The sequence below is a fragment of the Nocardiopsis sp. iso_238 genome (assembly GCF_056173325.1).
Genome location: NZ_CM149668.1, coordinates 2,127,198 through 2,140,968, shown reverse-complemented (window position 1 = coordinate 2,140,968; position 13,771 = coordinate 2,127,198). Strand labels below are relative to the sequence as shown.

The 13,771-nt window shown below is 65.1% G+C and carries 8 protein-coding genes and 3 rRNA genes; 4 read left to right on the top strand and 7 right to left on the bottom strand.

Annotated features, from left to right (window positions below; translation table 11 throughout):
• Positions 1 to 50: 50 nt before the first annotated feature.
• A complete protein-coding gene (locus AC0VYL_RS09525) occupies positions 51 to 785 on the bottom strand; it encodes a tetratricopeptide repeat protein (RefSeq protein ID WP_475482891.1) in 735 nt (244 codons plus the stop codon).
• A 3-nt stretch (positions 786 to 788) separates the two neighbouring features.
• Here AC0VYL_RS09525 and AC0VYL_RS09520 point away from each other — a divergent pair, with 3 nt between their 5' ends.
• Entirely contained in the window at positions 789 to 1,748 is a 960-nt protein-coding gene (locus AC0VYL_RS09520; protein WP_475482890.1) for a hypothetical protein, read from the top strand.
• 243 nt (positions 1,749 to 1,991) lie between these two features.
• Here the strand turns inward: AC0VYL_RS09520 and rrf are convergent.
• The 4 genes from rrf to tyrS all read right to left on the bottom strand — a co-directional run bounded on the left by rrf (position 1,992) and on the right by tyrS (position 9,215).
• Positions 1,992 to 2,107 (bottom strand): 5S ribosomal RNA (rrf, locus tag AC0VYL_RS09515).
• A 97-nt stretch (positions 2,108 to 2,204) separates the two neighbouring features.
• A 23S ribosomal RNA gene (locus AC0VYL_RS09510) occupies positions 2,205 to 5,294 on the bottom strand.
• Between the two features lie 306 nt (positions 5,295 to 5,600).
• Positions 5,601 to 7,133 (bottom strand): 16S ribosomal RNA (locus AC0VYL_RS09505).
• Together the 16S, 23S and 5S rRNA genes form the textbook arrangement of a ribosomal RNA operon.
• Positions 7,134 to 7,916: 783 nt before the next feature.
• Positions 7,917 to 9,215: a tyrosine--tRNA ligase gene (gene tyrS, locus AC0VYL_RS09500; RefSeq protein WP_475461391.1), complete on the bottom strand. Its 1,299-nt coding sequence runs from the start codon at positions 9,213 to 9,215 to the stop codon at positions 7,917 to 7,919.
• A gap of 267 nt (positions 9,216 to 9,482) precedes the next feature.
• On the opposite strand from tyrS, the gene AC0VYL_RS09495 reads away from it, so the two are divergent.
• The 3 genes from AC0VYL_RS09495 to AC0VYL_RS09485 all read left to right on the top strand — a co-directional run bounded on the left by AC0VYL_RS09495 (position 9,483) and on the right by AC0VYL_RS09485 (position 11,788).
• Positions 9,483 to 10,292 (top strand): alpha/beta fold hydrolase, encoded by an 810-nt coding sequence (locus tag AC0VYL_RS09495; protein WP_475461388.1) that lies wholly within the window; start codon positions 9,483 to 9,485, stop codon positions 10,290 to 10,292.
• A complete protein-coding gene (locus AC0VYL_RS09490) occupies positions 10,285 to 10,878 on the top strand; it encodes a TetR/AcrR family transcriptional regulator (RefSeq protein WP_475482889.1) in 594 nt (197 codons plus the stop codon). The genes AC0VYL_RS09495 and AC0VYL_RS09490 overlap by 8 nt, the downstream gene beginning before the upstream one ends.
• 184 nt (positions 10,879 to 11,062) lie before the next feature.
• Positions 11,063 to 11,788, top strand: coding sequence for an HNH endonuclease family protein (locus tag AC0VYL_RS09485; protein ID WP_475461382.1), 726 nt, complete (start codon positions 11,063 to 11,065; stop codon positions 11,786 to 11,788).
• Positions 11,789 to 11,851: 63 nt separating this feature from the next.
• Here AC0VYL_RS09485 and AC0VYL_RS09480 read toward each other — a convergent pair whose 3' ends face one another.
• Complete coding sequence (locus AC0VYL_RS09480) at positions 11,852 to 12,361, bottom strand: hypothetical protein (protein ID WP_475461379.1); 510 nt, start codon at positions 12,359 to 12,361, stop codon at positions 11,852 to 11,854.
• Between the two features lie 167 nt (positions 12,362 to 12,528).
• A complete protein-coding gene (gene lhgO / locus AC0VYL_RS09475; RefSeq protein ID WP_475461376.1) occupies positions 12,529 to 13,749 on the bottom strand; it encodes an L-2-hydroxyglutarate oxidase in 1,221 nt (406 codons plus the stop codon).
• Positions 13,750 to 13,771: the final 22 nt, after the last annotated feature.

Here is a 13,771-nt window from a genome sequence, read left to right as displayed (position 1 = left end):
GAGTGGCTCCCGGCCACTCGACGGCGCTCCGTCACGGTGTTCCGAGGGGGTCAGCCCCGGTCCTCACGGCCGCCTCGGCGGTCGTCACGACGATCGTCGCGGCGGTGGTCCCGGCCCTTCTCCTCGCGACGCTCGCGGGAGGCGGTGGCTTCGGCCTCGGCCGCGGCCTCGTCCGCCTCCTCCTCGACGTCGGTCCAGACGACCCCGTCCTCGACGTCGCTGTCGACCAGCTCGACACCCTCGATCGCGGCCAGACGCTCGTCCGCGTCGGTGACGCCCTCGCGGTCCACGGAGGAGGCGCGCGCGAAGTACTCGCGGGCGTCCTCCTTGCGGCCCAGCTCCTCCAGGACGTCGGCGTAGGCGTAGAAGAGTCGGGCCACGTACGGACGGGCCCGGCGCTCCTTGAGCTCCGGAACCTGGAGCTCCGCCAGGGCCGCCTTCACGTCACCCATGTCACGGCGGGCACCGGCGGCGACGATCCGCAGCTCGATGCGCTCGTCGGCGTCCAGGTCCTTGGCGGCCGGGTCGTTGGTGATCTCCAGGGCGCGCTCGGGGCGGCCCAGGCCGCGCTCACAGTCGGCCATGATCGCGAGGAAGGTGTCCCGACCACTCATCCGGCGGGCCGCACGCAGGTCGGACAGGGCCTCCTGCCACTTGCCCACCGTGTAGGCGGCGATACCCGAGGCCTCGCGGACCGTGGGCAGACGGGAGGCCTTGCGACGGGCGTACGCGGCGTGCTTGTAGGCGCGCTCCGGGTCCTCGTCCACCATGATTCCGGCAGCCACGATGTGCTTGCCGACCAGCTCGGCCAGGGTCTTGGGCAGCGAGTGCAGGTCGCGCTTGGTGTCCTTGTCCAGCTGGTCGTAGGTGGCCTCGTCCGGCAGCGGCGGAGCGATGTCGGCCGGGTCGCGGTCGTCACGACGATCGTCGCGACGGTCGTCACGGCGGTTGTCCCGCTGCGGTCGCCGGTCGTCCCGCTGGAAGTCGCGGCCCCGGTTGTTCCGGTTGCCGCCACGGTCGTCCCGTCCGTCGCGGCCGCGGAAGTCACGCCCGCCGCCCTGACGGTCGTCGCGCCCACGGTAGCCCCCGCGGTCGTCCCTACGGTCGTCGCGGCGGCCGTCCTGACGGTCCCGGTCACCGCGGTAACCACCGCGGTCGTCACGACGTTCCCCGCTGGGGCCGCCACGGTAACCACCGCGCTGGCCTTCGCCGCCACGGTAACCACCACGGTCGTCACGGCGATCCCCGCCGGGGCCGCCACGGTAACCACCACGGTCGTCACGGCGATCCCCGCCGGGGCCGCCACGGTGACCACCACGGCGGTCGTCGCCGCCACGGAAGTCACGGCCACCACCACGACGGTCGTCGTCGCGCCTGCCGCCACGGTCGTCCCTGCGGTCGTCGCGGCCACGGAAACCTCCGCGGTCGTCACGACGCTCGCCGCCGGATCCGCCTCGGTCGCCTCCGCGGTCATCACGGCGGAAGCCGCCACGGCGGTCGTCGCCGCCACGGAAGTTGCGGCGTTCACCGCCGCCGGAACCGCCTCTGTTGTCGTCCCGGGAGCCCCTGTAGCCAGACCGGGGACGGGAATCGTCACCGCGCCCGCGACCGCCAGGCTCACCGGAGCGGCTACCGCTGTGGTCGTTTGCTCCGGAGTCCTCGCGGTCTCCCGATCGGCTGTCCTCAGTCATCCAACCCGTCCGTCAACACTCAAAAGCGCTGCCACCTTGAGCAGTAGCAGCGCGTAGTAGTACTCGTATCCTCCAGCTTACGACATGGCGTAGGCGCACATCACCAAAGCCGCAGCACACGACGATGTGACCCGTGTGTGTGGTTGTCCACAGGCTTCACAGCCCGCCATGGCCAACCCCCACCCACACAGACCCGCCCACCACCATTTTCACAAACGCACAAACCAGGACAACAAAAAAGAGAAGGAGAAGAACCCACACCCCAAGGCGTGAACCCTTCCCCTCCCCTTCCAAGAAAAACCGTGGCGGCGACCTACTCTCCCACCCCATCACAGGGCAGTACCATCAGCGCAAGGAGACTTAACGACCGGGTTCGGAATGAGACCGAGTGTGACCCTCCTGCCAAAACCACCACGGAAACCAACACCCACAACCACCACTCAACCCCGAAAGGGAATGACAGCCACGAGCAAGCTTCGTGAACAAAGTGTGCGCGAACATCCAATTATCTGCAGCGGACAAGCCCTCGACCTATTAGTACCGGTCAGCTCCACCCCTCACAAGGCTTCCACACCCGGCCTATCAACCCTGTCGTCTACAGGGAGTCTTACCCTCTCAAGGAGGCAGGAGACCTCATCTCGAAGCAAGCTTCCCGCTTAGATGCTTTCAGCGGTTATCTCTCCCGAACGTAGCCAACCAGCCATGCCCTTGGCAGGACAACTGGCACACCAGAGGTTCGTCCGTCCCGGTCCTCTCGTACTAGGGACAGCCCTTCTCAAGTCTCCAACGCGCACAGCGGATAGGGACCGAACTGTCTCACGACGTTCTAAACCCAGCTCGCGTGCCGCTTTAATGGGCGAACAGCCCAACCCTTGGGACCAACTCCAGCCCCAGGATGCGACGAGCCGACATCGAGGTGCCAAACCATCCCGTCGATATGGACTCTTGGGGAAGATCAGCCTGTTATCCCCGGGGTACCTTTTAGCCGTTGAGCGACACCGCTTCCACACGCCGGTGCCGGATCACTAGTCCCAGCTTTCGCTCCTGCTCGACACGTCCGTCTCACAGTCAAGCTCCCTTGTGCACTTACACTCAACACCTGATTACCAACCAGGCTGAGGGAACCTTTGGGCGCCTCCGTTACTCTTTGGGAGGCAACCGCCCCAGTTAAACTACCCACCAGACACTGTCCCCGAACCGGATCACGGTCCAAAGTTAGATGCCCGAAACAGTCAGAGTGGTATTTCACCAACGCCTCCACCGCCACTAGCGTGACAGTCTCACAGGCTCCCACCTATCCTACACAAACCATCCCAAACACCAATGTCAAGCTATAGTGAAGGTCCCGGGGTCTTTCCGTCCTGCTGCGCGAAACGAGCATCTTTACTCGTAGTGCAATTTCACCGGGCCCATGGTTGAGACAGTGGGGAAGTCGTTACGCCATTCGTGCAGGTCGGAACTTACCCGACAAGGAATTTCGCTACCTTAGGATGGTTATAGTTACCACCGCCGTTTACTGGCGCTTAGATTCCTAGCTTCGCGGGCCGAAACCCACTAACCAGTCCTCTTAACGTTCCAGCACCGGGCAGGCGTCAGTCCGTATACAGCGTCTTACGACTTCGCACGGACCTGTGTTTTTAATAAACAGTCGCTTCCCCCCGCTATCTGCGACCCCACCCAGCTCCGAAGGCATGCTTCTTCACCGGACAGGGCTCCCCTTCTCCCAAAGTTACGGGGACAATTTGCCGAGTTCCTTAACCATGGTTCACCCGAACGCCTCGGTATTCTCTACCTGACCACCTGCGTCGGTTTAGGGTACTGGCCACACACGAACTCGCTAGAGGCTTTTCTCGACAGCATGGGATCACTCACTTCGCCAAAAACGGCTCGGCATCACGTCTCAACCTTCATGAGAGGCGGATTTACCTACCCCTCGGCCTACACGCTTACCCCCGGACAACCACCGCCGGGTAGAGCTACCCTCCTGCGTCACCCCATCACTTACCTACTACAAGCTCGGGTCCCAGACCAGTTCAGAGGCACTCCCCGAAGGGACCACCAAGAACCAGCGTGGTTAGCATCACCTGATTCGATACTGGACGCTCGTGCACGGGTACGGGAATATCAACCCGTTATCCATCGACTACGCCTGTCGGCCTCGCCTTAGGTCCAGACTCACCCTGGGCGGATTAACCTGCCCCAGGAACCCTTAGTCAATCGGCGGCAACGTTTCTCACGTTGCTTTCGCTACTCATGCCTGCATTCTCACTCGCACACCCTCCACCACTCGATCACTCGGCAGCTTCACTGGATGCACGACGCTCCCCTACCAACCCAAGAATAAACTTGGACTTCACAGCTTCGGCGGTGTACTTAAGCCCCGCTACATTATCGGCGCAGAACCACTTGACCAGTGAGCTATTACGCACTCTTTAAAGGATGGCTGCTTCTAAGCCAACCTCCTGGTTGTCTGGGCAACTCCACAACCTTTCCCACTTAGCACACGCTTAGGGGCCTTAGCTGATGATCTGGGCTGTTTCCCTCTCGACTACGAAGCTTATCCCCCGCAGTCTCACTGCCACGCTTCACTTAACCGGCATTCGGAGTTTGTCTGACGTCAGTAACCTTGTAGGGCCCATCAGCCAAACAGTAGCTCTACCTCCAGCAAGAAACACGCGACGCTGCACCTAAATGCATTTCGGGGAGAACCAGCTATCACGGAGTTTGATTGGCCTTTCACCCCTACCCACACCTCATCCCCCAGATTTTCAACTCTGGTGGGTTCGGGCCTCCACGAGGTCTTACCCCCGCTTCACCCTGGACATGGGTAGATCACTCCGCTTCGGGTCCACAGCATGCGACTCAAACGCCCTATTCAGACTCGGTTTCCCTACGGCTACCCCACCCGGGTTAACCTCGCCACACACCATGACTCGCAGGCTCATTCTTCAAAAGGCACGCCATCACAACCCCGAAGGACTGCTCTGACGGCTTGACAGCACACGGTTTCAGGTACTATTTCACGACCCCTCACCGGGGCACTTTTCACCTTTCCCTCACGGTACTAGTGCACTATCGGTCATCAGGACGTATTTTGGCTTAGCAGGTGGTCCTGCCAGATTCACACGGAATTTCTCGGGCTCCGCGCTACTCGGGAGAACATCAACACCTAGACTCTTCCTTCACCTACGGGACTCTCACCCACTCCGGTACCGCTTCCCAACGGATTCAGCTAGAAAAATCATCAGCGCTCCAGGCCGACAGACCTGAAAAGATGCATCCCACAACCCCGCACACGCAACGACTGTCGTCTATCACACGCGCACGGTTTAGCCTCTTCCCCGTTCGCTCACCACTACTAGGAGAATCACTGTTGTTTACTCTTCCTACGGGTACTGAGATGTTTCACTTCCCCGCGTCACCACCAACTACCCTATACATTCAGGTAGCGGCAACCCGACACAACTCGGGCTAGGTTTCCCCATTCGGACACCCGCGGATCAAAGCTCGGTTGACAGCTCCCCGCGGCCTATCGTGGCCTCCCACGTCCTTCATCGGCGCCTGATGCCAAGGCATCCACCGTGTGCCACTATCACTTGGCCACTACAGATAATAAGATGCTCGCGCACACTATTCACAAATCAAAACACCAACCACAAACTCCCCTACCTCAAACCACAAACCCAACCCGCAAGGGCCAGGATCGTGGGAGTTGCTGGAGGTGGTAGCGGGAACCAACCACAAGGATTGCTTCCTCAGATACCCAACAGCGCGCCCCCCGACGCTTCTAGTCGCCAGGGGTTAAGTTCGATTTCACTTCAGCCACTCCCCATCACCCCGAAGGATGTGAGGTCCACTTTCGAGTCCGACCAACGATAGAAAGGTGTTGGTCTTCAAAAGACTCCTTAGAAAGGAGGTGATCCAGCCGCACCTTCCGGTACGGCTACCTTGTTACGACTTCGTCCCAATCGCCAGCCCCACCTTCACTCATTCCCTCCCCGAAGGGTTAGGCCACAAGTTTCGGGTGTTGCCGACTTTCATGACGTGACGGGCGGTGTGTACAAGGCCCGGGAACGTATTCACCGCGGCGTTGCTGATCCGCGATTACTAGCGACTCCACCTTCATGGGGTCGAGTTGCAGACCCCAATCCGAACTGAGACCGGCTTTAAGGGATTCGCTCCACCTTACGGTATCGCACGCCCATTGTACCGGCCATTGTAGCATGTTTGCAGCCCAAGACATAAGGGGCATGATGACTTGACGTCGTCCCCACCTTCCTCCGAGTTGACCCCGGCAGTCTCCCATGAGTCCCCACCATTACGTGCTGGCAACATGGAACAAGGGTTGCGCTCGTTGCGGGACTTAACCCAACATCTCACGACACGAGCTGACGACAGCCATGCACCACCTGTCACCCACCAACTAAATGACCCTGTATCTCTACAGGTCCACGGGTGATGTCAAACCTTGGTAAGGTTCTTCGCGTTGCGTCGAATTAAGCAACATGCTCCGCCGCTTGTGCGGGCCCCCGTCAATTCCTTTGAGTTTTAGCCTTGCGGCCGTACTCCCCAGGCGGGGCGCTTAATGCGTTAGCTACGGCGCGGAAACCGTGGAAAGTCCCCACACCTAGCGCCCAACGTTTACGGCATGGACTACCAGGGTATCTAATCCTGTTCGCTCCCCATGCTTTCGCTCCTCAGCGTCAGGTAAGGCCCAGAGACCCGCCTTCGCCACCGGTGTTCCTCCTGATATCTGCGCATTTCACCGCTACACCAGGAATTCCAGTCTCCCCTACCTACCTCTAGCATGCCCGTATCCACTGCAGAACCGGAGTTAAGCCCCGGTCTTTCACAGCAGACGCGACATGCCGCCTACGAGCTCTTTACGCCCAATAATTCCGGACAACGCTCGGACCCTACGTATTACCGCGGCTGCTGGCACGTAGTTAGCCGGTCCTTATTCCCCACCTACCGTCAACCCCACGAGAACGTGGAGCCTGCGTTGGTGGTAAAAGAGGTTTACAACCCGAAGGCCGTCATCCCCCACGCGGCGTCGCTGCATCAGGCTTTCGCCCATTGTGCAATATTCCCCACTGCTGCCTCCCGCAGGAGTCTGGGCCGTGTCTCAGTCCCAGTGTGGCCGGTCGCCCTCTCAGGCCGGCTACCCGTAATCGCCTTGGTAGGCCGTTACCCCACCAACAAGCTGATAGGCCGCGAGCCCATCCCTGACCGATAAAACTTTCCACCCTCCACCATGAGGTGGCGGGTCGTATCCGGTATTAGACGGCGTTTCCACCGCTTATCCCGGAGTCAGGGGCAGGTTGCTCACGTGTTACTCACCCGTTCGCCGCTCGTGTACCCCGAAGGGCCTTACCGCTCGACTTGCATGTGTTAAGCACGCCGCCAGCGTTCGTCCTGAGCCAGGATCAAACTCTCCATAAAGGTCAAACAACCCGTCCCGGCGACCAGAGGTCAGCCTGGGGCGAGTAAACCTAGAAGAAATCCTGACCAACCAACTCGCGTTGGTTAATCAAAGGAACCCTACGCACCGAAGTGCGTCGGGGCCAAAACAAACATGGCTTAAAGAAAATCAAACACGCGCTGTTGAGTTCTCAAGAAACAATCGCTCTTCCCGTACAAGCGCCAGAACCTCAAGGTTCCGTCTGCTCTTCCGGAGAAGGCCTCTGCGTTTCCACCGCTTTAGCGGCTTCTACGCTGTGTTGTGTCTTTACTTTATCAGGTGTTCCGCGCCCCGCCAAATCGGCGTTTTCGCTTTCAAACCTGATCCGGAGAAAGAATTCCCGGTGCCTCGTCCGCTCTGCGTTTCCGCCGGGCTTTTGAGGCAACTCCCCGAGCCTACATGCTCCGAGCGACTGCTCGAACCACTCTGCTTCGGGAGGATGTCTGTGATCGCGGCCCGGTTCCGAGTCGAAACCATAAAGGTCCCGCTCGCCGTCCCGCAGCGACTCGTTCGAGTGTAGGGGGATCGTGTGCGGACGTCAAACCGGGACCCGGAACGGGCGCCCTCACGGCGATCCGGGCCTCTGGCACCTCGGCGCGCGGTCCTCACACCAGGCACGCGCCGGTACGTCGGCTCTGGTCAGACATGGACTGTCGTGCCCGGATCATCCCGGAGTCAAACTTCCGCCTCGTTCCGCCCACGGACGGAGGAACGGGGAAGGGCCGGTCCCCCACCTGGGAGACCGGCCCTCGTTCACCGGTGGGTCAGCCCTGAAGGACGACGCCACCGATGTTGCGCTTGCCCTTGCGGAGCACGACGAAGCGATCGGCGAGCACGTCCTCAGCGCTGAGCCTGGCCTCGACGTCGGTGACCTTCACGTTGTTCACGTAGGCGCCGCCCTCCTGGATGGCGCGTCGGGCCGCCGACTTGCTGGGCGTCAGCCCGCTCTGCGCGAAGAGGTCGGTGACCAGCAGTTCGGCGACCGGACCGTCGACCTCGGCCTTGGGCACCTCGGCCAGGGCGGCCTCCAGGGTGCGGCCGTCGAGCTCCGTCAGGTCCGCGCGGCCGAACAGCGCGAGGCTGGCGTCCTTGACCTTGCGGGTCTCCTCCTCGCCGTGGACCAGCGTGGTCAGCGCCTCAGCGAGGGTGCGCTGGGCCGCGCGGGCCTGCGGGCGCTCCTCCGTCTGGCGCTCCAGGTCCTCGATCTCCTCACGCGAGAGGAAGCTGAACACCTTGAGGTAGCGGATGACGTCGCGGTCGTCCGCGTTGAACCAGAACTGGTAGAAGGCGTACGGCGAGGTCAGCTCGGGGTCGAGCCAGACCGTCCCGGTCTCGGTCTTGCCGAACTTGGTGCCGTCGGCCTTCGTGAGCAGGTTCGTGGTCAGGCCGTGCGCCTGGCCGTGCGGCTCGTTGCCCTCGATCCGGCGGACCAGGTCCAGGCCCGCGGTGATGTTGCCCCACTGGTCGGAGCCGCCGGTCTGGAGCGTGCAGCCGTAGCGCCGGTAGAGCTCGACGAAGTCGTAGGACTGGAGGAGGACGTAGCTGAACTCGGTGTAGCTCATGCCCTCTCCGTCGAGGCGGCTCTTCACCGTCTCGCGGGCCAGCATCTGGTTGATGCTGAAGTGCTTGCCCACGTCACGGAGCAGCTCGATCGCGTTGATCTCCCCCAGCCAGTCGCCGTTGTTGGCGAGGACCGCGTCGGTCGGGCCGGCCTGCTCGCCCTCCGGGGCGAAGCGCAGGAACGCGGAGAGCTGCCCGGCCAGGTTCCCGACCCAGCCCCGCACCGTCTCCACCGAGTTCATCTGACGCTCGGCGTTGGGCTTGGGGTCACCGATGAGGCCCGTGCCACCGCCGACGAGGGCGATGGGCCGGTGCCCGGCCTGCTGGAAGCGGGCCAGGGTGAGCGCCTGGGTGAGGTGTCCTACGTGCAGGCTGCCCGCGGTGGGGTCGAATCCGCAATAGAGGGTGATCGGACCATCGGCCAGCGCCTTGCGGAGTGCGTCAAGGTCGGTCGTCTGCGCGATCAGGCCGCGCCACTGGAGTTCGTCGATGATGTCGATCACTGTGTGGCTCTCTGTTGTGTAGGCGGGCCCTTCGGCCCGATCTGCCTAGCAGTGTAAGGGCGGGTGCGTGTGTGGAGCACCCCGATATCCCTCACACGGCCACGCTACCGGCCGGGCGTCGGTCCAGTTCACGCGTGCGAAGGGGTCCGGTCAGACGTGTGGGAGCGGTGCCCTGACGCGGCCCCTTGACGCCGTTGGCTAATGCCATTAGCTTTATGGCTATGGGCATGAGCCACTGGGTTCGGGCCATGGACGAAGGAGACCGTCATGCACCACCTGCGCCGCCCCGAGGGTCGGATCGCCTACGACCTGTACGGAGCCGGGAACACCGGAGGCCTCGTGATCTGCGTGCCCGGCATGTTCGACCACCGCTCCTCCTTCCGGTTCGTCGCCGCCGCGCTGGCCCGGTCCGGACACCGCGTGGCCGTCATGGACCTGCGCGGCCACGGTGACAGCGACGCCGCCTTCGACCGGTACGACAGTCGCGCGACCGCCGGTGACGTCGTCGCCCTGGCCGAGGAGCTCGGCGGACGAAGGGTGGTGATCGCGGGCAACTCCATGGGAGCCGCCGCCGCGACCATCGCGGCGCTGGACCGGCCCGACCTCGTCGGCGGGATCGCCCTGCTCGGCCCCTTCCTGCGCCCGGCGGCCACGAGCCGACTGACACGGGCCGCGCTGAAGGTCCTCGTCTCCGGGCCTTGGACGGCCAGGGCCCTGACGATGTTCTACGACTCCCTGCACAAGGGACGCGTTCCGGAGGGCCACGCGGAGCAGAAGGCCCGGGTCCACGCGATGCTCCGCCCCGTCGAGCGGCGTCGGGCCGTGGCCAGGACCATCGAGGCGCCCAACGAGACGGTCGACGACGCGGGCGGGCTGACGGCCCCGGCCGTGGTGATCATGGGCGAGCTGGACCCCGACTGGAAGGATCCCCGTGCCGAGGCCGACTGGGTGGCCTCCGTGGTGGGCGGCCGCGTGGTCATGGTCCCCGAGTGCGGGCACTACGCGCAGTCTCAGCGGCCCGACGTGGTCGTCCCCGCGCTGGAGGAGCTGATCGAGAGGGTGGAAGCCGTTGCCTAGGGCAGGGCTGACCCCCGGAGTGGTCACCGCGGAGGCGGCCTCGCTCATCGACGAACGCGGGTTCGACGCCCTGTCCCTGGCCGCGCTGGCCAAGCGGTTGGGCGTGGCGACACCGAGTCTGTACAAGCACGTCGACGGGTTGGACGGGCTGCTCCGGGAGGTGTCCCTGCTCGCGGTGTCCGAACTCGCGGAGCGACTCCGGTCCGCCGCGGTCGGCCGGTCGGGGCCGGGGGCCGTCCGGGCGCTGTTCGACGCCTACCGCCGGTACGCGCTGGAGCACCCGGGCCGCTACGCGTCGATCCAACGGGCCCCGGCGCCGTCGGACACCGAGGCCCAGGCGGGGTTCGCGCGTCCCGTGGAGGTGATCGCCGCGGTGCTGCGCGGGTTCTCGATCCCCGAGGCGCGGATGGTGCACACCATCCGCGCCCTGCGCAGCGCCGTACACGGATTCGTCGACTTGGAGACCCGCGGCGGCTTCGGGCTCCCGGAGGACGTCGACGAGAGCTTCGCCGTGCTGGTGGAGGGCTTCGTCCGTGCGCTGGAGGGGTGGTCCGGGCGCGGGGCCGGAGCGGAGGCAGGGGGCTGACGGCGGCGGAACGCTTCGGGCGGCGGTGATCCGAAGGAGGGACCGGTGTCCCTCCGGCACCGCCCCGCCAGGGAATACTGACCCCGGGTGCTGTTACGGTCCGGCCCCGTGATGGGCCAAGCTGGAGGGACCCGGATCGGACGACCGCCCGTCCCGGGAGGCAAGACAGTGTTGGAGTTCCCTGATGGCCCAGAAATCCTCCCCCCGAACCCCCGCCAAGGGTGGGAAGCCCACCTCCCGGCTGACCGCGATCATCAGTACCGTCGTCGGCGTCCTCGTGCTCGCCGCATTCGTCCTGCAACAGCTGGGCGTGATCGACCTGGAGTCGGGCGAACCCGCCACCGAGCAGCAGAGCGCCCCCGAGACGAGCTCTTCCGACGTCGACCAGGCCAGGGAGCGGTTGGAGGAGATCCGGATCGAGGAGGAGAACGACCCGCCCGGATACGACCGCGCCCTCTTCCCGCACTGGGACTCCGGGGTCCAGGACAACTGCTCCACCCGCCAGGTCGTGCTGCTCCGTGACGGTGAGGACGTCCTGACCAACGACAACTGCCAGCCGACCTCCGGTTCCTGGTACAGCCCCTACGACGGCGAGACCTACACCGACGCGCAGGACATCGACATCGACCACATGGTGGCGCTCAAGGAGGGGTGGCGGTCGGGTGCCCACGCCTGGTCGACCGAGGAGCGTCAGAAGTTCGCCAACGACCTCGACTCCTCACAGCTGTGGGCGGTGAGCGCCTCGACCAACCGGGCCAAGGGTGACGCGGACCCGGCGAACTGGATGCCGCCGCTGGAGTCCTCGCACTGCGACTACGTGGTGTCCTGGATCGAGGTCAAGCACAAGTGGGACCTGACCGCGGACCCCGACGAGGAGACCGCGCTGCGTGAGGTCCTCGCCGGCTGCTGACCCGGGCCGCCCGCCCGGGGCCGGGGTCTCCGTGACGCTGGCCCGGGGCTCCGGGCCAGCGGCCTAGGCGGGGTTCTCCTGAACCTCCACGCCCCGTGCGGTGGCCAGGACCTCCTCCTCCCCGATGAGGCCGAAGGGGTCCCTGACCTCGACGGCGACCCCCGGTGCGGGGGTCCAGAAGGCCTCGGCGCCGCCGTACAGTCCTCCGGTGCCGTTGTTGTCGAACTCCCCGAGCTCCCAGGTGTCCGCGTCGCGCTCGTGGTAGCGGGTGAGGAAGGTACGGACCGCGTCCAGGTCGGTGAACTCCTCGCTCCTCAGGACCAGCACCTGGAGCAGCACCTCGAACCCTCCGCCCTCCTTGGCCTGTTCCCAGGCCCGTTGGGTGAAGGAGACCTCCCCCCACTCGTAGCTGAAGTCCGAGGCCGAGGCCTGGGGGCCGACCTTCGCGGGCAGGTGGCCGATGGTGAATCCGTCCAAGGGTCCTCCTCGGGGGCCGACGGCGGACACGGCCGCCGTGAGAACGAGTGCGAGCACGGTGGCGAGGGCCACCGGGGCCCACCTGGTCAGTCGCATGGTCACCTCCACCGGTTGGTCTCGGGACCGTCCCGAGTGACCGGTGATTCCATGCTCCGCCGGGCGGGCGGCCAGTACCAGAGTGTCCTCGAACCTGTGGATAACTCCGCTCCGACACACCCGCCGGAGTGCCTCCCGGGGGTTCTCGTCCCCGGGAGGCCCGGGGCCTAGCGCGCCCCGTCGACGTGGTGGTCGTACAGGAACTCCGCGATCGCCAGGGACGAGGTCGCCGCCGGGGACGGGGCGTTGCGCACACACACGACCCGGCCGTGGGTGTCCACATGGAAGTCGTCCAGGAGGCCGCCGTCCCGGCCCAGGGCCTGGGCCCGCACCCCGGCGGGCGCCGGGCGCAGGTCGGCGGCGGTGAGCTCGGGGAGCAGGCGGCGGGCCTGCCCGGCGAACACGGCCTTGGAGGCCGAGACCAGGGTCTCCCGCGCGCCCACGGTCCAGTGCTGGCGGGCCAGACGCCAGAAGCCGGGCCAGGCGAGTGTCTGCGCGAACTCACGGGCGTGCAGGTCGCGGGCGCGGTACCCCTCCCGGGCCAGGGCCAGGATGGCGTTGGGTCCGGCCATGACCTCGCCGTGCACGTGACGGGTCAGGTGCACGCCGAGGAACGGGTACCGGGGGTCGGGTACCGGGTAGAGCAGCCCCCGCACGAGGTCGCGGCGTTCCGGGACGAGCTCGTGGTAGTGGCCCCGGAAGGGGACGACCCGCGGGTCGGTACCGCCTCCGGCCATCCGGGCGAGCTGGTCGCTCTGGAGTCCGCCGCACAGGACCATCCGGTCGAACCGGTGGATGACCCGCTCCCCCTTGGGGTCACCGGTGAGGGCCTCGGTGCCGTCGAGATCCTGGCGGAGGTCGATGACCGGCGTGTTGAGCAGGACCCGGCCCCCGGAACGGCGCACGTCGTCCGCGAGCTGCTCCGCGACCGCGACGAAGTCCGTGATGGCGGTGGTGGGCGAGTGCAGCGCCCCGACCCCGACCGCGTGGGGTTCGACCTCGCGCAGTCCGTCGGGGCCGAGGCGGGTGACGCCGGGGACCCCGTTCTCCTTCGCCTTCGCCTCGATGTCGTCCAGGCGCGCCTCCTCCTCGGAGTTCACCGCGACGAGGAGCTTGCCCGCCTCCTCGTAGGGCAGGTCGTTCTCCGCGCAGTAGTCCCTGAGCAGGCCGACCCCCCTCCGGCAGAGGGTCGCCTTGAGCGACCCGGGGCGGTAGTAGAGCCCCGCGTGGACGACGCCGCTGTTGTGGCCGGTCTGGTGCGCGGCGACCCGGTTCTCCTTCTCGAGGACGGTGACCCGGGTGCCGGGGCGGTGGAGGGTGATGTGGCGGGCCAGGGCCAGTCCGACGATCCCCGCTCCGATGATGCCGATGTGTTCGGTGCTGCGCATGGGCGCACGCTAGCAACCCGGT